17 protein-coding genes are annotated in these 19,839 nt (G+C 61.1%); 5 read left to right on the forward strand and 12 right to left on the reverse strand.

Translation table 11 applies throughout. The features are described from left to right. From ACFQU0_RS01905 to ACFQU0_RS01925, 5 genes are all read left to right on the forward strand, one after another. Positions 1 to 633 (forward strand): anti-phage-associated DUF3780 domain-containing protein, encoded by a 633-nt coding sequence (locus ACFQU0_RS01905; RefSeq protein WP_382198320.1) that lies wholly within the window; start codon positions 1 to 3, stop codon positions 631 to 633. 3 nt (positions 634 to 636) lie between these two features. Then, entirely contained in the window at positions 637 to 3,600 is a 2,964-nt protein-coding gene (locus ACFQU0_RS01910) for an anti-phage-associated DUF1156 domain-containing protein (RefSeq protein ID WP_382198322.1), read from the forward strand. A 4-nt stretch (positions 3,601 to 3,604) separates the two neighbouring features. After that, positions 3,605 to 6,343 (forward strand): phospholipase D-like domain-containing anti-phage protein, encoded by a 2,739-nt coding sequence (locus ACFQU0_RS01915; protein WP_382198324.1) that lies wholly within the window; start codon positions 3,605 to 3,607, stop codon positions 6,341 to 6,343. Positions 6,344 to 6,408: 65 nt separating this feature from the next. Continuing rightward, positions 6,409 to 6,792, forward strand: coding sequence for a hypothetical protein (locus tag ACFQU0_RS01920; RefSeq protein WP_382198326.1), 384 nt, complete (start codon positions 6,409 to 6,411; stop codon positions 6,790 to 6,792). 314 nt (positions 6,793 to 7,106) lie between these two features. Then, positions 7,107 to 7,931 carry a three-Cys-motif partner protein TcmP gene (locus ACFQU0_RS01925; RefSeq protein ID WP_382198328.1) on the forward strand — a complete coding sequence of 275 codons (825 nt, stop codon included), beginning with the start codon at positions 7,107 to 7,109 and terminating at the stop codon, positions 7,929 to 7,931. On the opposite strand, the gene ACFQU0_RS01930 is transcribed toward ACFQU0_RS01925, so the two are convergent. The 12 genes from ACFQU0_RS01930 to ACFQU0_RS01985 form a co-directional block, all read right to left on the reverse strand. Next, entirely contained in the window at positions 7,928 to 8,680 is a 753-nt protein-coding gene (locus ACFQU0_RS01930) for a DUF5131 family protein (protein WP_382198329.1), read from the reverse strand. The genes ACFQU0_RS01925 and ACFQU0_RS01930 overlap by 4 nt on opposite strands. Positions 8,681 to 8,695: 15 nt before the next feature. Further along, positions 8,696 to 9,031, reverse strand: a complete 336-nt coding sequence (locus ACFQU0_RS01935) for a helix-turn-helix domain-containing protein (protein WP_382198331.1) — start codon at positions 9,029 to 9,031, stop codon at positions 8,696 to 8,698. An 88-nt stretch (positions 9,032 to 9,119) separates the two neighbouring features. Further along, the gene (locus ACFQU0_RS01940; protein WP_382198333.1) at positions 9,120 to 9,581 is read right to left on the reverse strand and encodes a lysozyme; all 462 of its coding nucleotides are present in this window, start codon (positions 9,579 to 9,581) and stop codon (positions 9,120 to 9,122) included. Continuing rightward, complete coding sequence (locus ACFQU0_RS01945; RefSeq protein ID WP_382198334.1) at positions 9,578 to 10,054, reverse strand: hypothetical protein; 477 nt, start codon at positions 10,052 to 10,054, stop codon at positions 9,578 to 9,580. The genes ACFQU0_RS01940 and ACFQU0_RS01945 overlap by 4 nt, the downstream gene beginning before the upstream one ends. Next, positions 10,051 to 10,356, reverse strand: coding sequence for a DUF6127 family protein (locus tag ACFQU0_RS01950; protein WP_382198336.1), 306 nt, complete (start codon positions 10,354 to 10,356; stop codon positions 10,051 to 10,053). Before ACFQU0_RS01950 ends, ACFQU0_RS01945 begins: the two co-directional genes overlap by 4 nt. 96 nt (positions 10,357 to 10,452) lie before the next feature. Further along, positions 10,453 to 10,674 (reverse strand): hypothetical protein, encoded by a 222-nt coding sequence (locus ACFQU0_RS01955; protein ID WP_382198338.1) that lies wholly within the window; start codon positions 10,672 to 10,674, stop codon positions 10,453 to 10,455. Then, on the reverse strand, positions 10,667 to 12,649 hold the full coding sequence (locus ACFQU0_RS01960; RefSeq protein WP_382198340.1) for a hypothetical protein: 1,983 nt from the start codon (positions 12,647 to 12,649) through the stop codon (positions 10,667 to 10,669). Before ACFQU0_RS01960 ends, ACFQU0_RS01955 begins: the two co-directional genes overlap by 8 nt. 25 nt (positions 12,650 to 12,674) lie before the next feature. Further along, entirely contained in the window at positions 12,675 to 13,070 is a 396-nt protein-coding gene (locus ACFQU0_RS01965) for a hypothetical protein (protein WP_382198342.1), read from the reverse strand. Continuing rightward, positions 13,067 to 14,449, reverse strand: a complete 1,383-nt coding sequence (locus ACFQU0_RS01970; protein ID WP_382198344.1) for a LamG-like jellyroll fold domain-containing protein — start codon at positions 14,447 to 14,449, stop codon at positions 13,067 to 13,069. The genes ACFQU0_RS01965 and ACFQU0_RS01970 overlap by 4 nt, the downstream gene beginning before the upstream one ends. Before the next feature lie 63 nt (positions 14,450 to 14,512). Beyond that, positions 14,513 to 15,718: a hypothetical protein gene (locus tag ACFQU0_RS01975; RefSeq protein WP_382198345.1), complete on the reverse strand. Its 1,206-nt coding sequence runs from the start codon at positions 15,716 to 15,718 to the stop codon at positions 14,513 to 14,515. A gap of 90 nt (positions 15,719 to 15,808) precedes the next feature. Then, a complete protein-coding gene (locus tag ACFQU0_RS01980) occupies positions 15,809 to 19,396 on the reverse strand; it encodes a hypothetical protein (RefSeq protein WP_382198347.1) in 3,588 nt (1,195 codons plus the stop codon). Further along, on the reverse strand, positions 19,396 to 19,806 hold the full coding sequence (locus tag ACFQU0_RS01985) for a hypothetical protein (protein WP_382198349.1): 411 nt from the start codon (positions 19,804 to 19,806) through the stop codon (positions 19,396 to 19,398). The genes ACFQU0_RS01980 and ACFQU0_RS01985 overlap by 1 nt, the downstream gene beginning before the upstream one ends. Between the last annotated feature and the right edge of the window lie 33 nt (positions 19,807 to 19,839).

The following is a 19,839-nucleotide window of genomic DNA, read 5'->3' on the forward strand; positions in this document are numbered from 1 at the left end:
ATGGCCCAATCCAAGGCGGCAAGCAGCGCGGCAAAAAGCAAAGCGGTCGGACAGAAAAGTCTGCACCCGACGCTGGGCTTTGGCGTGCCTGCCACCTCGGACCCGCATCACTTCAAGGTCATCATTCCCCGCAGCAATACTGGGCGCGTGCAGATTAGTGAGTACCTCGGTATGCAAGCCACCGCCGATGAGCACGCGGTTATCGACCGTGTATTGCTGGATCGGCCACGCTGGACGGCCATCCGCTCAGAAGTCCAGCGCGCATTCAATGCCCGGCTCAACGGCCACGGGCTCAAGCCTAGCGCCTGGAAAGTCGGCGACAACCCTGTGGACAGACTGTTGGGCAAGGAGCTCTGTGTCCTCGCGTGGGCCGTGGAGCACATGGAGATTGAGAAAGTGCCGGTCGCTGTGAGGAATTGGCTGGCGCTGCGCCCTGAAGAGCGCTGGTGGCTCTTTGGTATGACGGCTATGAGCACAGGCGGCATCAACGACAGTGACAAAGGTTGGCGGTTGGCGTTGCGCCACGCGCTAGGCGACATCGCACAAAGCGAACTGTTGCAACCCAAGGCGCGGCGTCAACGCACGGGCGACGACAGCGACCGCCCGACCTTGGACCTATTTGGGAACGAATGAAAAATGAATGAAGCGGTAAGAACAACTACTCCCCTAGTTCCGCTGGCGCTCAAGGACGCACCGGCCCTGATTGAATCGGTGTTCCCGGCGCAAAAAGTATCGTTCGAGGCGCAAGCCGAACGTAAAGCGGTTGCTGCCCAGACGCTGACTGGGTTGGGTTCCTATTGGAAAGGGCGTAAGCCTCTGATCCTGGTGCGCGCCATCGTGCTTGGCAGCTTGCTGCCCGCGACTGACGACCCTGAACAAGACCTCGCGGTGTTCGAGAAGTTGATGGCCTTCGATGAGGAAAGCCTCGCAAGGCGTGCGCTAGCTGAGAACGCGCTGTCCGCGACGCGCTTGCAGGAACTGATCCCCGTCAGCGACCCCGAGCGCTATTTTTCCGGGCGGGGCTGGCGACGCGACATCACTGACGATGACAAGCTGGTGCTCTATCGCAGAGCATTGGCGACCTTTGGTAGCTACGAGGAAAAGGCCGGTCTGGGCAAACGCCCCGAAGAAGTGGATCAGGAATGGCTTTACGCTCCGGCGTGGGAGGCCGCTAACCAACATTACGCGCATTTAGGCATCAACGCCAACAACATTGCCGAACTGGTTGAACAACTGGGCATGCTGCGCTACGGCCATCGGCCGAGGGCCGGTGATACCTTCAGTGGCGGTGGTTCGATTCCCTTTGAAGCAGCACGCATTGGCTGCGACGCCTATGCCTCCGATTTGAACCCTATTGCGTGCATGCTGACCTGGGGCGCACTCAATGTCATCGGAGCTCCCCCCGAGCGCCGGGCAGAGATTGATCGGGATCAACAGGCTGTGTTTGATGTGATCGACAAGGAGATCACCAAACTAGGCGTCGAACATGACGAGAAAGGCAACCGTGCTAAGGCGTACCTTTACTGTCTGGAGACGCGTTGCCCTGAAACCGGGTGGATGATTCCGCTCTCACCGAGTTGGGTGATCTCGCCGAAACAAGGCGCGGTTGCCAAGCTCATCCCTGACGAAAAGAACAAGCGTTTCGACATTGAAGTCGTCACGGGAGCATCTGCAGCACAGATCGCGGCTGCCGATAAGGGTACCGTACAAGACGGGGACATGGTCTACACCCTAAACGGTCGCACCTATCGCTCACCGATCAAGACGCTGCGCGGTGATTTCCGTGATTCGGATGGCAATACCGGCAATCGCCTGCGTCGTTGGGAGAAAGATGAGTTTCATCCACGGCCCGATGACATCTTTCAAGAGCGCCTCTACGCTATCCAGTGGATTACCAAGAAGTCCATCAACGCTTCGCGGCAGATCACCTATTTCTCCACGGTGACCGAGGCCGATCTCGCTCGTGAGCGCCAGGTGGAAAAACTTGTCTCTGAGAATCTTACTCAATGGCAGGCACAGGGGCTTGCGCCAGACATGGCTGTAGAGCCTGGCGCTGAAACAACTCGTCTTGGTCGTGAACGTGGGTGGACGCATTGGCACCATCTATTTAATGCGCGACAACTCCTGCTTCAAGCGATCTCCATCAAAGCATGGAGAAGTTCAGGCTCCGCCCCCTTGGGTTGGATTAACCTGGCCAAGGCGGCCGATTTCAACTCAAGGCTTTGCCGCTGGGCCACGTCGCAAGGCGGCGGATTGGGTGGACCGAAGGGCGTATTCTCGAATCAGGCCCTCAACACCTTCTTCAATTACGCAACGCGCTCGTGGGCGGGCTTTGGGGCGTCGTCGTTCAAGATGGCCGAGGCGTCATTGCCTGCTGTGGAGCGCTCCATCGTGTCTGCGCCTGCGGAGCAACCTACGCAGCGTTGTGAACTCTGGATCACTGATCCGCCCTATGCCGATGCGGTGAACTACCACGAGATCACCGAGTTTTTCATAGCCTGGCTGCGCAAGAACCCACCCAAGCCTTTTGATGAGTGGGTGTGGGATTCCCGCCGTGCACTCGCCATCAAGGGATCGGGTGAGGATTTTCGGCGCGGGATGGTCGCCGCCTACAAGGCGATGGCGGATCACATGCCAGACAACGGCATGCAGTGCGTGATGTTCACCCATCAGGACACGGGTGTTTGGTCAGACATGGTCGGCATCTTCTGGGCTGCTGGCTTGCAGGTCGTTGCAGCCTGGTACATCGCCACCGAAACGACGTCCGAGTTGAAGAAAGGCGGCTACGTACAGGGCACTGTGATTCTGATGCTGAAGAAGCGTGCTGAAGGTGATCGTGCAGGCTTCAAGCAACGCATCCTGCCAGCCGTGCGCAGCGAAGTGCAGCGCCAGATTGAAACGATGATGCACCTTAATGATGAGGTGAAGAACAAACACGGCGAGCCCGTTTTCAACGACTCCGATCTGCAGATGGCGGGTTACGCCGCCGCGCTGAAGGTGCTGACGGCCTATACGCAAATTGGTGGTGAGGACGTGACGGCTTTCGCACTGCGTCCACGCGTGCGCGGCGAGGTCACGGTGGTCGATGAAATCGTGCAGCAGGCGGCAGAAGCGGCCAACAGTCTGCTGGTGCCCGAGGGTCTGGCAGCCGACACCTGGGCCAAGCTGACGGGCATCGAGCGCTTCATGCTGCGGATGATGGACATGGAAACCACCGGTGCAGCCAAGCTCGACAACTATCAGAACTTTGCCAAGGCCTTCCGGGTCGAGGACTACAGCCGGGTAATGGGCAGCATGGCGGCCAACCAGGCCCGATTAAAGCGCGTTCCCGAGTTTGCCTCCCGCGACTTGACGGACAGCACCGAGCTCGGTGCCACTCGACTCGGGCGCTTGATCATTGGCGTGCAACAGGTGTTGGCGGAAACCGAACCGCAGGCAATCGTCAGCCAATTGCAGGTCGAAATGGCCGACTTCCTTGAGGTGCGCTCACTACTGGTGGACTTGTTGGCCTTTATTGAACGCAAAGCCTCGGAAGAGCAAGTCCGCGCCGGTGCTGAAGTGCTGGGGGCACGCCTCAAGAACCTGCGGTTTGGGGCCTAGGTGAATGTCGATCCGGCGCTTCTCCTCCCGGACCCATCGGCTCGACGCGAGCTTCCTGTTGCAGCATCTGCAGGGGGCTCGCAGCTATAAGCGCATCGCTGGCTACTTCACAAGCTCACTGTTTGAGGTCGCCAACGAACTGCTGGAGACGATTCCCGAGGTCAAGATTGTCTGCAACGTTGACATCCACCCCGATGATCTGAAAGTGGCGCAGCTACGAGAAGCCAAAATGATGGGGCGTTGGAACGAGAAGGCCATCGAAGCGGAAGCCTTGCTCAATCGAGATCGTTACCGTCGTCTCGACGCTTTCCTCCAAAAGCACGGTCAGGCGGTTCGCGTTGCGCCCGACAGCATCTGTGGCTTCGTGCATGGCAAGGCAGGTGTCATTGAGTTGGTCGATGGCCGGAAGTTGGGTTTCATCGGCTCGATGAATGAGACCCGCAGCGGCTGGCAACGCCACTACGAGATTCTGTGGGAAGACGAATCCCCCGAAGGGGTCGCCTGGATTGAGGAAGAGTTCGAGTTTTTGTGGAATGCGGCTCGACCGCTCCCGCAGGTTGTCATCCGGGAGGTCCATCGGCGTGGCTACCGTCGCGAGGTGCTCTTCGACGAAATCGACGAAGAAGAAAATATCGCACCAGCGGCCTTGATCGAATCGCCTCTTTACCGCGAGGGATTGTCGCTACAGCCTTGGCAGCAGGGATTTATCACCGAGTGCCTGCGCCACCACCAACAGCACAAAGTAGTGAGGCTGCTGCTGGCCGATGAGGTGGGGCTCGGAAAGACGCTTTCCCTCGGTACCGCAGCGCTGACACTTTGTTTGCTGGCGGATCGAGAAAACCAGGCACGCAAGCCAGTGGTGATCTTTGCTCCGGCCACCCTGTGTGAACAATGGCAGACGGAGATGATCGATAAGCTGGCGATCCCCTGTGCGCGCTGGGACACCTTGCGCAAGGTTTGGCTGGACACTGATGAACGCGTAATCTCACCTGCAGGCCGCGAGCAGATAGCCAAGTGCCCCTTGCGGATTGGGATTGTCTCCACTGGCCTGATGATGCGGGACTCCCTGGAGAAACAGCACCTCCTGGGCCTGCGATTCGGTTTGGTCATCCTTGATGAAGCCCACAAGGCGCGCAGTCGCCAAGGCTTCAGCAAGGATGCAGGCTCCCCAAATGAGCTGCTAGCGTTCATGCGTGAGATTGCGGCGCGCTCTGATCACGTTCTTCTGGGCACTGCAACGCCGGTTCAGACCCAGCCCGAGGACTTATGGGACCTGATCGGCATTCTCCACCAAGGCAAAGGCAATTTTGTCCTCGGCAATGACTTTGCGCCGTGGCACCGGCCTCGTGAGGTGCTGCCTATCCTTTCCGGGGAGCAAGAGGTCACTGATGTTGGATTTGCTTGGCAACTGCTGAGATCGCCTTTACCACTGGTTGACTCCACCCAAGAACCGCGAGCGAGAAAGCTGTTCAGCGCTATTCGTCAGGACTTGGGGCTCGTCAACGGGGAATGGCAAACCACCAAGACAGCTACAGATCTGACGGAGGATACCCGGGAGATCCTGGAGGATGAGTTGGAGCGCCGAATTTCGGGTGCCACCCTATTCCAGCGAGAGAATCCGGTGGTGCGTCACGTCGTATTGCGCAAACGCGTCAGCCTCGAAGAGGCTGGACTGTTGACTAAAGTCGGTGTCGACGTTCATCCAGATCGCCAGCTTGTAGGCGACCCACGTTGGTTCGATGCGCTATTTGAGGCCAAGGCGCTGCGAACCAATGAGAACTTCCGTGAAGCCTATCGAGAGGCGCGCTTGTTTGGTAAGGCACTCGGTAAGCGCGGCAAGGGCGGCGGGTTCATGAAAAACCTCATGGAGCAACGCATTTGCTCCAGCATTCAGGCAGGACTCAGTACCGCCAAGATGCTTTTGGAGGGCCGGACTATCCACCAAGAGGAAGATGAGCAAGAAGCTGATCTGAAGGTTGAAAGCGGCGAAGAACGCGAGGTTTTGCTCCGTCTGATCAACCGCCTAGAGCACATTGAGGAAGACCAAAAACTCAACGCCGTTATCCATTACCTGGAAAGAGAAAAGTGGCGCGAGCTCGGAGTCATTATCTTTAGCCAGTACTACGACACGGCAAAGTGGGTCGCCGACGAGTTAGCCGCGCGGTACCCGGATGAAGCAATTGGCCTGTACGCTGGCGCAGGCCGCAGTCGTTTGTATCAACGTGGCGACAGCGTGACGTGCGAGCGGGAAACGCTCAAAAAAATGGTGGCTGAACACAAGATCCGCATCATGGTTGCTACAGATGCGGCCTGCGAAGGTCTGAACCTTCAAACGCTCGGCACGTTGATCAATATTGATTTGCCGTGGAATCCGACTCGCCTCGAACAGAGGATCGGACGCATCAAGCGCTTCGGCCAGAAGCGCGAAACCGTGGATATGCTCAACCTAGTGAATGAGCAAACCGTAGACGAGAAGATCTACGAACGTCTGTCGGAGCGGATGCGCAATCGCTACGACTTGTTTGGATCAGTTCCAGACACCATCAAGGACGAATGGATCGAGGACATCGAGACCCTCGGGGAAAAGATGGACGAGTTTATCAATGCTCAGAAAGAGGCGACGGGATTTGACCTGCGCTATACGGGCACGATGGAGCCGCCGGAGAAAGACTGGCGGGATTGTTCGGAGGTTCTGTCACGGCGAGACTTCGCAGTACTGATGACCAGCGCCTGGACTGGATAATCCTGCCAAAGTAGTCGCATTGGAAGAGTAAATCTAGAAAAATCATGGTTCCAGACTCAATCACGTTGTCCGCCACGCCTGGTGACCCCGAGGAGAACTACAAGTTCGACACGATCATCGTTCCCGCACGCGAGGAGGGATTCAGGCAGCGCTTCCTGAACGAGAACTGCTGGTTTGCCGTTCGTATCAATGCGAAACACATCTCGAAGCTGAAATTCATCGCTGCCTATCAGGTCGCGCCCGTCACAACGATCACCCACATTGCCGAGATCGAAGCCATCCTGCCTTACAACGACACCAGGAAGTACATGATCAAGTTCAAAGGACCGGCAACTGCGATTGCCCCGATTTCGCGCCCGGAGAATAGCCATGTCAGTATGCAGTCACCCCGCTATGCGCTGCGGGAGAAACTGTTGGCTGCAAAGAATCTAGACGAGATTTGGTCGTAGTCCGCTCGAATCATCCGAGCAAAAATGGAGGTGCGAAGTGGGAATCATCGACAAAACCACTCATCGTCTGGTGTGCCCGCAGTGTGGAGTGTCCGAGACCGTCAACGTGCTGGACAAGGGGTCGAGCTGGAGCGGTTCGCACTGGCAGAGTGGCGCGAAGTTCGAGCGCTTCGAAACGACGTGGGCAGGTGGTGGCAGCGTAGAGCCCGATCTTGTCTCGGCGACCTGCAAGCTGTGCTCCGTTCCCGCTCAGCGGGAAGTCCGGTAGGGCCAACCACTTCGACCGGGTCACAGCAACCGAGGACGCCGCCACAATGGGACGACTGATTGATGGGGATGACGGCTTGCCCGCTGAGGACGTTGGTGTCTGGGCGAAAGAGAAGCACCAGTACCTCTGTCGCTACATCGATATTTCGCGGGCGGTCCGTTCTGGATGGACGGCGCCTGGCAAAGCTGGTGCCACATTCATCGATCCGTTTTGTGGCCCTGGGCGCTCGAAAGTTCGTGAGACAGGCGAATGGATTGACGGGGGCGCGGTAGCTGCCTGGAAGAAGAGCTGCGAGGGTGGCGCCCCGTTCACGCACGTCTACATAGGCGATCTCGACGCGCAAAGGCGTGAGACCAGCGCGACACGATTGCGCCAGCTAGGCGCACCTGTCGTCGAGATGGACGGCTCGGCTGTTGATGCTATTCAGCAGATCGTTCCAACCCTGAATCCCTACGGATTGCACTTCGCATTTCTCGATCCGTTCGATCTGGCAGCGCTCCACTTCGGCATCATCGAGGCCCTCTCGACACTGAAGCGAATCGACATGCTGGTACACGTGAGTCAGATGGACCTACAGAGAAACCTGATCAGTAACGCGACCTCGGACGATTCGGCGTTCGACGTCTTCGCTCCGGGCTGGCGCCAAAGCGTTTCCATCGCTCAAGGCCAGCAAGGCCTACGGCAGGAAGTTTTTCAGTACTGGCGTGACAAGGTAGCGAGCCGACAGGTCTGGCCGTCAACCGAGATGCGCCTGATCACCGGCAGCAAGAATCAACCGCTCTACTGGTTGCTTCTGGCGGCGAAACATGAACTCGCCCACAGGTTCTGGGCCACGGCATCGAATATCGAGGGGCAAGGCAAGTTGTTCTAGGCCTGCGTGGTGGCCAAGGTGCTCGGGTAGTCATCCCACGTGCGGCCCCGGAAGACACGGCCGTTCGCCTTCTTGTGGCGCTTGATACCGTCGGCGCCCCAGCCTCCCCACTGCTTGAAGAAGAAGGCTGCCCCTGCCGCTTCAGCTTGCGCCTGAACGTTCGCAACCCATTCCTCGCGCATGGGGCGCGCCTTGTGGCCCGACTCGCCGCCGACAATCACCCAGTGAATGTCATGCAAGTTGATCGTGCCCAGATCTTCTAGCAGCGGTTCAACGGAGAGGAATCGAATGTGCGCATCCACTTTGCGTAGGTGATCGATACGGGGTACGCCGTACTTCCTGTCCTCCACCGACACACCGAGCCAAACGTTCTGCGGACAGGGGCGCCGCGCGAAGTACTCCGGTAGTCGCTCTGCTCGCTTGGTCAGGATCTGATACGTGTGGTGCGGCGTCTCTTCGATGATCGAGAACACGCGGTCAAGGAAGTCATCCGGCACGTCCTCGTGAAAGAGGTCGCTCATGCTATTGACGAAGTAAGTGGTCGCCTTCTTGCGGATCAGCGGCTGATCAAGCCGGTTCTCGTGCACGGTGAGCTTGAACTCGTTCTCGTAGCCTGGCGCGCCCATAGCGTGCAAGCGCCGCGCCATGACTTCAGCGTAGCAATGCTTGCAGCCCGGCGAGACCTTAGTACATCCCGTAGTTGGGTTCCATGTCTGTTCCGTCCATTCGATAGTCGATTGGGTTGCCATGTCGGCTTCCTTTTCTCATTGATGCGCAGGACTCGTTGTACGAGTCTGAGCGTGTTCGGACACGAAGGCATCCACCAGGCGAGAAAGCGCCAAGCGCACTTGCCGCATGTCTGGGTCGGCTAGCGCAACGCGAACACGGTCTGCAAGCTGCTCCGCTGTCGGGGCATCGTTGGGGCCGACCGAATGCACCAGACGCATGCACTGCTCGATGACGTTGATCGGCGGGCTCGCCTTGCCACTCTCGTATCGACTCACAGAAGACTGCTTCACACCAAGGAGTGATGCGAACTCCTTCTGGCTGCGCCCGTTACGCGCCGCCCGAACCAATTCGCTAACGCTACTGATGATCATCACCTACGCCCGAAATGCACCAAAAGCATATTCTAACTGATAGATGCACCAAACGCATATCGACGCAGGCGCGGTGCATGCTGTCGTATCACGCTGAGTCGATCAGATGCACCTCCGCGTTTCGTCGTGCCAGCAGCCCTGGCAGCACCTTCCCGCCGCCGTGGATCCATCGGCGCAGTTCCGTGGTGGTTCCGCTCCAGTCCCGCTGATTGACCCTCCGCCGCAATGTCGATGTCTGCAGCCGCCCAGCCCCGAGGTTGAACGTGAAGTCAACAATGGCAGCAAGCCGCCCATCTGGCTCGGTGACCAAAACCGGACAGTAGCGTAGCGTAGCGGCGAGCGCCGTTTGAAGGTCGCGTGCCAGATAGACCTCGGCCTCGGTCTCGGTAATGGGCGGATGCTTCGGATCGCAGAGGTGGCCGTAACCGATGGTCCAGTAGCCTGCCGGACATACGTACGGATAAGCACGGCCAGGATCGGCCCTCGGCACCCGATGAAAGCCCTCGAAGCGCTTGGCCAGATCAATGGCCGCTTGTGGAACCGCGATCAAGGCCGCACCCGGTCGAACACACGTCCGAGGAACCAGAAGTTCAGCACCCCGGCCCACAGCGCCTGATCGGCCTCGGTCCAAGCGTGCAGAATCGCCGCGCCCCAATCGGCCCCGCCCGACATCGCCCCGACGAACGCCGCCGTCTTCGCCGCGCAGTACAGCGCCATGAACCAGTAGGTGATCACCGGGCGGACGCTGACCGAGAGCGCGTCAGCCCAGCGCACGCGGGACCGTTGGCCCTGTGCGGCGACCGACTCCCGCAGGGCCTCGATGGCGCCGATGTTCCAGGCGGAATCTGCGCCAGCGCCAATCTCCGACATGCGCTGGGCGCCACGCAGCTTCTCGAACTCCAGCGCCTTGTCCTGCATGGCGAGCTCGTGACCGCGCTCGCCTTTGCGGTCCAGCCACTTCAGAACTTCAGGCGCCAGACGGAAGGCCCCGCCCAGTAGACCGCCAAGCAAAGTCTCAATCATTGGGGGCCTCCCATCAGCTTGAGCTTGATGGCTGCGCCGACCAGCAAAGCGGCCAGGATACCTGTAGTGGCCACCTTGATTACCGTCTGCCACGCAGTGCGGCGGGCATCGCGCCAAGCCTCCAGCAGATCGCGCAGCTCCCGGATGTCGCGGGCAGCGTGGCCGTTTTCCAATCCAAGATGGGCGAGGCAGCGCTCGGCACCACGTTCGGCAGCGCGGTCGAGCAGATCGTCGAAGTCCTCCTTGCGCAGCAGGAGCATGTTTTCGACAAGCGCGGGCGGTTGTTGTTCGGGTTCGTTCATGGGCTTTCTCCAGAAATACGAAACCCGCCTGATGCTTGGGCATCGAGGCGGGTAAGGATGGGAAGGTTGAGGGTTGAATCGTTGAATCCGCGAGCTTCAGATTTCGATGATCTCCAGCGTCAGGCTGGGCGCAACGCCCTCGATGGCGTCGTCGCGAACGAACACCTTCTGGCCGACGGCCGCGTCACCACGCGCCCGGATCAGGCCGCCACCTGGCAATGCGACGGTGACTACTCCGGATCCGACATCGACAACGGTGCCAGCCTGCAGCGGCGGATCGGAAACGAGCCGGCGAAACTGTTCGTACAGGTTATGCATGGCTCTGCACCCCCAAGGTCTGCCAGACCTCCGGCATGCCGGCCTCGACTTGCGTCGAGCGCACGATGCCCAGCCGCCGAATCGTCGAACCTTGGCTGCCATCCTGGTACTCGACGAACGCCCCCGGCTCGATGATTCCCGTCTCGGCCAGCACCGGCAGGCGCAGGCTCACCTCGATCTGTTTCCCGATATCAGCCAGTACCGAGATGCCTCGCTGGCGCGCCGCAGCGGCTTCGGTGATCAGCGCATCGACCACCATCGGGGCCAGCACATCCCCAGCAGTCCCTGCCCTGGTGACCTGACCCAGCACGCCTGCATCCTGCCCGGACACGAACACGCGGTTGTATCCAGGCTTCTCTACCCAGCGCAGCGACTCGCGGGCCACCGCATCGACGGGCAGCACGAAGTCGGGCGTCACGGTATTCCACCCCCAGGGCGCAGTCGGATACCGGTGGCGCACGCGGATGCTCTTGTCGGACGCGTGCGGGATCAGGTAACCCCCGGCCGCGCTGGCAATGGCAACCAAGGCTTCCATCCACGTACCCTGCTGGGTGAACACCCCGGCAGGGACGTTCCAGTCGGTCAGATCCCAATCGATGTTCCAACCCAGTGGGATGCCGTCGAGCGTGAGGACATCGTCCATCAACTGCCGCGCCGTGCGCGCCTGCGATTGCTGGAAGTTCATCACCGGGGCATAGGGAGCGGCCAGCACGGCGTTGCGCCCTCTTCCCGAGATGCGGATGCTCGCATCAGCGAACACGCGCTCGCGGCTGATGCTCTCAGCCAGCACTCGAAACGGCGTCCCGTTGACGCTGGCCACCAGGTCGACCGGGCCGCCGTTGCCGCCGGGAGCGACGAGAGCTTCTGCGGCGGCAGGGAGCAGCGCATCGAACCCCCACGTCCAGGAGGCAGCATCGAGCGACAGCGAAAGACTGAACACCGGCACCGGCAAGCCATCGGGCAGCCGGTGCAGGGTGACGTTGTTGATCACGAAATACACCCTCCGAACAGGAACGACCACCGGATCCCCATCGGGGGGCGGCGGATTGTTGGGGTTGTCACAGGCGAACAGCAGATAACCGTCGGCCGGCGACAACCCAGCAAACAGCAGGTGCGCACTGGGCACATAGCAAGGTTGCAGACCCGGCGGAGGCACCACCCAATCCGGCAAGGAGACACCAGGCGCAGGTCGAACCGCCGCTGCAAAACGCCCCCTGAAGACACCGAAGAAGGCTGCAGCCTTGTCGAAGTCCCCAAGCAGTCCTCGCACCACGGGTCCCGCCTCCTGCCACTTGAGGTGAAGGAGGCACCTGCGGCCTCGCTGCCCATCATGGTGAGCAAAACGCGTGCTGTGCCGATCCAGTGATGCCCTGGCAAACGCTGGCCTGATTTCCCGCCGTATCACCCGGCTGGCTTCTTGCTGACCCAGGCCCACACTCCACTGACGTGCAAAGCCCTGTTGGAAACCACTGATCCACCCTTGGTATCCGCTGCGAAACACCTCAGGCAGCAGGTGTTCAACAGACGCCGAACAGGCTTGTCCGGGCACCCACGACCCCTGCCAACCGTCTGGCCGAGCGATACCGTCCCGCTGCCCAGCGGTGCTGCCGAAGAGCACTGTCGCCGCCACATCCCAAACGGCTTGTGTTTTTGCGACCTGTGGACGGGCAGTGTTGCTTCGGTACTGCATTGAAACAGCGGCGGCCAATGGATCAAAGCGGCCAGTGAGCCGCACATCCAACCGCAGCATGAGTCGCGCACTGACCGTGATCGGCGCGAACCCTCCGTCGATCCGCAGAACCGCTGTCGAGGAGCCGGCATCAAGCTCACCACCAAACAGCAGATGCCCGGTGGCAGGCGCAACGTCCCTGAAAGTGAGGTTACCCGCCAGGGTCGGATCGTTGTGGATTTCATCTAGGGCAAACAGCAAATCACCGGTGGCCAGTCCTGGCTGCGCGAACAGGAAATCACTCACGGACACCACCCGCCATCTCCCGACATCACCCCAGCACACACGACACCAAACGCAGCGCCCCGCCTGCGTACAGCTGCGTGGTGGCAAATTGAGCCTCGGCAGAGCTTCCCTCGGGGCCCGCATCCATATCGAAACAGAACGCGCCCTCCCCGTTGATGACTCTGCACCAGGCCGCCACCCCGGTGACCAGGATGAATCCGTCCTGCTCCTGGGTCAGCGTGAGCTCACCAGTGACCGGGTTGATGGTGCCGGCTGGCCGGGTGAGCGAAATGGTCGCCAGAGCTGCGACGCCAGGACCCGAGCCAGCGCCAGGCCTGGTGCCACCGAAGACGAGTATGGAGGCTGGATCTGCTCCTTCGTCCAACCGGTTGAGCCGACCCTGCATGGCCGCAACCCGAAACGAAATAGCCTCCGCAATCACGGCATCCGCTCCGGCGACAGGTTGTCTGCGATCACAGCCCGGTAAGCAAGTGTGTGGTCGTAGGCGAACACGGTGTACTTGCGCGTCGGATCGAGATCGTTGAGCACGTATTCGCCCGTGCTTTCGTCGCTCCACGTGTCAGCCACGACCGTGCAGGTGAGCATGTCCATGCAGAACACATGCCGGCGCACTGGCGTGTTCAATGGAGATCCCTTTTCTTTTACGGTGCGTGCAATCCGCCCCCAGCCTTCGAAGTCGCGCCGATGGTTGCGGATGCGAGGCTCAAAGTTGCTGAACTTCACAGGAGGCGGGTCGTAGGGTGTGGTCAGCCGCAGCAGCCCTGTGTTCACCGTACGCAGGGGCAAGGCATTGCTTCGACCCGAAGGTAGCGTGGGACGCACCACCGGCGGCGTGAACCCAGCGTGGTCGTAGAGCGCCGCCCCCACACTGATCTCGAACTCATCTACGGTGCCGTTGAAGAACCAACTGTCCCCCCGGTTGCAACCGATGCGCAGCAACTGCGATGTGCTGTAGTTGGCCGTGCTGCTGTAGTCGCTGCCAATCTTCACCCCGTCCACAAACACCCGAATGACACCGGCCACACGCTGCACCAGGACGTGTTTGAGCTCGGTTGCATTCAGACCAGAAGCACCGGAGATGCGCAGGCTGCCAGAGGACGACTCCTCCAGGCGCAACGTCCCGTTGTTCACAACCAGCCTAAAGGGGCTGGCTTCACCAAATCCCCAAATACAGCGCGGACTCGCGTCAAGCACATAACGGACGTGACAACCGATGGCAAAGTCGCCCGGCCCCACCGCGAACAGCTCGCCATCCCTCGTCGGCGTGACAGCGACAAATGCGTTGCTGCCATTCAGCGCAAGAGCAGCCGAGCCGAATCGCGCAAACGCTGTGGTCAGTGTGGCCCCTCCCGCAAAACTCACTGTGCCGGCCGCATACCCCGCATTCAGCGCACTGGCGTCGCCATGGGCTCCGTCAAACGTGATCACCACGCTGCGGGTGGTGAACGGCTGCGCAATGGACACGGTGGAAGCAGCCCCTGGCCACTCAACGCCCCGAATGGCTGTGGCCACGCCCCAAGTGAAACCGTCGTTCGAATGCTGGACAGCGAATGCCAAAGGAAATGTGGCGGGTGACGCGCCCGCACCGATGCGCAACTCGTCCACATCCTTCGGACTGCCCAGGTCATAAATTAAGGCAAAGCCCGGCAGCGTGTGCCGCGAAGTCGACCAGCCACACACAGCCGCGTTGCTGCCATCGCTCAGGGCACTGACCATACCCGTGGTCGGTGCGATGGTGGCGCTCAGCACCGCACCGGAGTCCACCCGCACACCGGCCTCCCACAGCGCCCACTCGCTCAACTCCAGATCACCTGTGCCTTGGGGTACAAAACCTGTGAACCGCCAATACCGTGCTGCGGGCATTCACGCCTCCCACGGACCGGTGATGTCAAAAAACAGCACAGCTTGAGACCCTGCGCTGTTGGGCGATCCGCATTTGACGGCGAGCAGTTTTCTGCCGGTCAGATCCCCTGTTCCGTCGATTTTGGTGCGCTGAGCGAACGACGCATGACAGTTTTGGGGCACACGGTAGACGCCCCGGGTACGACCTCTCAAGTGGGCATTTCCGGACAGGTACTCAATGAGTTGAGTGCCCACCAACAACAGCCCGTTGTCAGGGCCATTCGGATAAACGTAGTAAGCGCCAGAGCCACTGACGGCGCCGTTGCCACTCATCAGGGACTCGGCATGGCGAATCACCTGGGACGCACCCGACACCCCGGTGTAGTTTCGCGGCACGACTTGACCAGGGTTGCCGTTGTTGTCCGTTCGCACGAACTCCACGCTCTGATCTTGGCCACTGCCAGAGCCGTACTGCCCGGTGCTGGTCGCTCCTTGCAGCAAGCAGGCATAGGGGTCTGCCGCTTTGAAAGACTTGAAATCACCGAACGTCCAGACAGATCCCGACAGACGAAAGCCGGTCGAACTGGAGACACTGTCCACACAGTTCAGATGCAGGTACAGGGTGCGGTGGTCACCGATGATGGTCCAGTCACGCTGGTTCGCGTTCGCCACACTGGCCTTGGGCCACAGCGCACCAGTGACCAGTTGGTCGGTGGTTGGGAAGGCACCCACCCCGGTGTCCACGTCGGTCATGTGCTCAAAGCCTCGTACCCGCGCCTCGCGCCCGTCCACCGTCTCATCGACCCGCAAGAACATCCGCGTGCCTTCCACGCTGGAGGGCCGGTAGACAGCCTTGTGGGTGGCGCTGAACACCTTCTCCCAACCCAAGGGCGCGACTTTGGTGGTGATGGTACCGCTGGCGGTTTGGTCGCTGATGCCAGCAGCCGCAAAGGTGAAAGTCGTGGCCGTGCTGGAGAGCACACGCTTCTCCCCATTGAGGCCACTCGGCGTGGCGCCTTCGATCAGCGCCAAGATATCGGGCTCCATCGCGTGGCCGGTGCTCACCGTCACTGTGGCGATGTTGCCCGCCACCACGATCGACTCCACCGATTTCAGGCCGAAGCCATTGACCAAGCAGGCGTCGAGCACGCTGATCAAGCTGCCTTGGATGCCAGTGAGCGTGGGAGATCCCGCCTGCTGGGCGTGGAAATATTTGACTGCACTCATGGGTTGGAAACTCCAAAATGAAGGGGTGACACCGCAGGGGGTGTCGACTCAAAGCGTGTTGATCGATGTCGTTCGACCAATACATCTCGATCAAGGCGTATCGATGTCACCGCGCACCAGCAGCGAGAAGCTGTCGTTGGTGACCGTCTCCGGGCCCTGCTGTATGGTTCGCACGACCCAGATGGGGAAGCCCGCACCGATGGTGTTGAAGCGCAGCACGTTGCCCGTGCTCCAGCCGATGCCCCAACCCAGTGCAGGGATGGTGAAGTACGGCACACCGGTGGCGGGGTTGTTCGGCGCGCAATCGGACGATGTGTTGCCCACCGCAATCACACCCACGTTCTCGCCAATGAGCTCAAAGCTCGTGGACCCGGTGAAGCGCACGATCCAGCGCTCGGTCAAAGCGCCCCGGTTAGTCACGGTGATCGGGTACGCGGTGTTGTTGAAGGTGGCCGTGGCCGATGACCCCACCAAAGAATCCGTCCAGGCGCCACTCCAGGTGGACTGATCGAACACCAGGCTGACCCGGGCAAACAGATCGCCCGCCACAAGTGCGCTGGAGACGAAACTGCCCGATCTGGGGTCCCCCAGGGTGGCCAGCGGGTAGTCGTGGGTCAGCGCGCGTGTGAAACTGATCTCGCCGCTGATCTGCACATCGCGCACGACAGCCATGTCCTCGATGCGGTGCTCGATGGTGACCGGCTGGCTGTAAGCTGTGACGCTGTTGAACGTCACGGTGCCGGCTTCCAGATCGGTGGTGTAGCCCGTGTGGATGACCTCCCCGTTGTGCCCGACCACGCGCACCCGAGAGAGTCTCACCCGAGCGCAGTCGATGGTCTGCCCGTTGCTCACCGTGGCCGTGATGCGACCGGTGTGTCCGACCACCGCGAACCCACCGGGCCTGAAGATCGGCACCCGCCCGTCACTGGGCAGGCGCACCGGATCGATGCCCAACAGATCTGCATCCAAGGGCAAATAGCTGTAGGCCACTGCGCTGTAGCGCAGGCTCGACATCGCAATGGGCTCAGGCCGGAAGATCTTGCCATCAGACCCCACCCGATCTGCGGCGTACCACGGCTGGCTCTCGTTGCCCGCTGCGGTGACCAGCGTGCCAAAGCGCACACGCACCAGACCGGAGTCGTAATCGACGCTGCCACTCACACCACTGGCTTCGATCGTGCCGTTGACGCCCGCCGTCACGGTTTGTGTCCCGCCCACCGCGCGGGCGTACTGGATAGAGAGTGAGCCCGGACGCAGCGGCGCCGCACCGGTGCGGAACACAAACTCGCTGGAAATACCCTCGCCCACCGTGGTCACGCAGCTGACTCGCTGGATCGCGTTGACCGTGCCAGTCGTCCAGGACGTCAGCGCCACCTCGCCAGAGAGGTAGTTGATGGACCCGCGCGTGATCCAACCGCTGGTGGTGAACTCGCGCAGCGTGCCTTGTCCGTTGTCTCCCCAGGGCTGTGCGCCCGGCGCCGTAAGCAACACCGTGCCAGTGACCACCTGAGCATTCACGCCAGGCACCAGCTTGAAACTGGGCGCGAAAGTGAACGTTTCGGACTGGGTGCTGGTCGCGCCAGGGCTGTTGTAACGCAGCTTCACCACCCCAGACTCATCGTTCGGGTAGAGCGAGGGCGCATCCACGTAGGCAATGCCCCCGTAGTTCAGCCGCCAACGCCCGGTCCCTGCGATGGGTGCTCCCGTGTAAATGGGCTGCGGAATGCGGATCGAGACGTCCGGATTGAACACCACCGCACCGGTGGCGTAATTGACCGTTCCGATGTTCGCCCCATTGAGGACGACATTGCCCAGCCCATCGTCCCGAGCGATCTGAATGGGGTCGCGCCAGATGGACAGGTTGATACCCATCTCCATCAACTGCGTGCGGGTGTAGGTGGCCAACACCGCCTCGTCGGTGAAGGTGTTCCATTCGACCTCCAGCGATCCGGGTACGATTGCCTCCAGCGTGGCAGTCACCGGCAAGGTCCCCGCACCATTGCGGGAAGGATGCGAGAACACGTCCTCCTGTTTGGGGCCGGCCACGTAGTTCACCGTGATTTCGGTGCCCACCGCCGGCAACACGTTGGGGGCGAAGTCGACTCGACCTTGTGCAACGCTTAAAGACCCGGTGGCCGGACCACTGAGCAGGCCCGATGCAAGCGCCGTTGCTGTGTTCGTCCCGTCGTGTTCCCAGGCGACTGTCAGCGAGCCAGGCTGTACCGCCGTCCCGGCCGGGGGCGTGAGGGTCAGGACCTGAGATGCCTTCAGGGCAAGGGATGGCTGCTGCGTCTCCTGGGTGGGCACGTTCCAAGTCAGCACCAAGGCGCTTCCCACGTCGGGCAGCGCACCCAGTGTTACCACGAAAGCGCCTGTATTCCTGTTGAAAGTGCCAGCGCCATAACTCGCATCCAGTCCTCTGAGCGAGCCGTTGCCGACCTCGGACAGCACGTACCAACGGCCCTGAGCCATGTAACTGATCGACAGCGTGCCGGGCTGCGGCACCGGGGTGACGGTACCCACATAGGACTGGCTGCGCGACTCGGGCGTCACCGGGATCTCCGAGCTTTGCGGTGCACGCAGAATTAGCGCGGCGGGCGTGTAAGTGACCGCCTTGGCGCTGGACATCGAGCCGGCGTTGAGGGTCAGGATGCCGTTGGCGTAGTCGATCGTCCCCAATACGCCACTGGCCGTCTTGAGCAGGCCTGCGTCATCAAAGACCGTCACCCCATCCGTCACCATCGACAGCGACCCCGGCAGACATCCTCCGGGCAGGTTGAAGTTGGTGGTGGCGGTCCAGGGATGGCTGGCCGTGTAGCTGACCGGCACAGCACCGGGCACTGGGAGCCCTGCGGCCGCATAGGGCGGAACAAACGAAATCGGTGTTTCGGCCTGGGCGCTTGGAACCAGCTGCGTGTAGATCGACGCACCCTTGATCGTGAAGTCCCCCACCGACGCGGCCTGGGTCAGCGGAACGACACCAACGTACGTGCCCGCATCGGCCACCACCGTGTCACGCACCCGCGTGGCGTTGCCCACCCGCGTGAAGGCGCGCGTGGCGGGTGAGCCGGTGAAGTCGTGGCGCAGGGCGTCACTGAGCTCCACCGTCACGACGTGGGCTTTGTAGTCCTGGTCGTTGTTGTAGGTGAACGTGCGCTCGACCACCGACACCGAGGTCGCACGGATGTACTGCTCTTTCTGGGTGCTCAGGCCCTCGTTTTCGATCAAGACCAGGGTCTGACCGACGTTGGGGATGGCGTCGGTGGTGCGCTGAAACAGTTGGATGACGCGCTGGCCCGCGATGTGGTTCTCAAACAGGTACCCCGCCCACTCGGGGCCTTTGTTGAGGTAGGCCTCGATGCGCACTTGCGCCTGCTCACGGGTGTCGAAGGTTTTTTCGGTCGAGAAGAGCGTGACGCTGACGCGGGGGTCCTGCGGCGGATCAGCCACGATGACGTTGGCGCCAAAGTAGGTGTCGGTGTCGTCGGTGGCCACCTGCACAAAGGACTTGCGCAAGTTGACCCGGCCGCCCGCACGGTCCAGCTCCGAGATGTCCGGAAAGATGGCATTCGAGACCCCATCGGCAATCGCGATGCCGGTGGGCGCACCACCGCCTTCGGGCACGTCCGCCATCACGGCGGACTTCAGCAGTTTGACGTCGCCGGATTGAATCGGCATCAAAAGATCTCCAAGAAGCGAAGGGTCAGGCGGTAGAACGCGCCGTCGTCTTGCGCCGGAATGCCCAACACCGGCTCGGCCTCGATGGGCGAGTCGGCGTGGCGAAACACCACGGTGAAGGCGCGACCGTCTGCGAAGGTCAGCTCAAAGCGTCCGGTCGCACTGCCCACGGGTGCGGCCGCCCATACACGCAGTTGCTCGACGGTGGCACGGGTGACCCAGGCCATGTCCGGGGCCCCCACCAGGGTGATCGGACGCCCGGCCTGGCGGGTCGCGGATTGGATGAGCAAGGCGCCGGTGACCAGGTAGGAGGTGGAGGCCACGGTCGGTGACCAGTTGTGCTCGTCGCTCCAGAGCAGGTCGTCGGGCAGCACCAGATCGACCTCGGTGCTGAGGTTCTTGAGTTGCATGGATGTGATTCCTTGGACGCCCCGGACGAGGGA

This window comes from Hydrogenophaga defluvii (genome assembly GCF_042665235.1).
Taxonomy (GTDB): Bacteria; Pseudomonadota; Gammaproteobacteria; order Burkholderiales; family Burkholderiaceae_C; genus Hydrogenophaga; species Hydrogenophaga defluvii_A.

Bases quoted from the DNA above. Each gene is read 5' to 3' on its own strand.
- ACFQU0_RS01980 (WP_382198347.1), bottom strand. From the start codon at position 19,396: ATGCCGATTCAATCCGGCGACGTCAAACTGCTGAAGTCCGCCGTGATG.
- ACFQU0_RS01945 (WP_382198334.1), bottom strand. From the start codon at position 10,054: ATGATTGAGACTTTGCTTGGCGGTCTACTGGGCGGGGCCTTCCGTCTG.
- ACFQU0_RS01935 (WP_382198331.1), bottom strand. From the start codon at position 9,031: ATGATCATCAGTAGCGTTAGCGAATTGGTTCGGGCGGCGCGTAACGGG.
- ACFQU0_RS01910 (WP_382198322.1), top strand. From the start codon at position 637: ATGAATGAAGCGGTAAGAACAACTACTCCCCTAGTTCCGCTGGCGCTC.
- ACFQU0_RS01905 (WP_382198320.1), top strand. From the start codon at position 1: ATGGCCCAATCCAAGGCGGCAAGCAGCGCGGCAAAAAGCAAAGCGGTC.
- ACFQU0_RS01955 (WP_382198338.1), bottom strand. From the start codon at position 10,674: ATGCATAACCTGTACGAACAGTTTCGCCGGCTCGTTTCCGATCCGCCG.
- ACFQU0_RS01985 (WP_382198349.1), bottom strand. From the start codon at position 19,806: ATGCAACTCAAGAACCTCAGCACCGAGGTCGATCTGGTGCTGCCCGAC.
- ACFQU0_RS01975 (WP_382198345.1), bottom strand. From the start codon at position 15,718: ATGAGTGCAGTCAAATATTTCCACGCCCAGCAGGCGGGATCTCCCACG.
- ACFQU0_RS01925 (WP_382198328.1), top strand. From the start codon at position 7,107: ATGGGACGACTGATTGATGGGGATGACGGCTTGCCCGCTGAGGACGTT.
- ACFQU0_RS01915 (WP_382198324.1), top strand. From the start codon at position 3,605: ATGTCGATCCGGCGCTTCTCCTCCCGGACCCATCGGCTCGACGCGAGC.
- ACFQU0_RS01950 (WP_382198336.1), bottom strand. From the start codon at position 10,356: ATGAACGAACCCGAACAACAACCGCCCGCGCTTGTCGAAAACATGCTC.
- ACFQU0_RS01930 (WP_382198329.1), bottom strand. From the start codon at position 8,680: ATGGCAACCCAATCGACTATCGAATGGACGGAACAGACATGGAACCCA.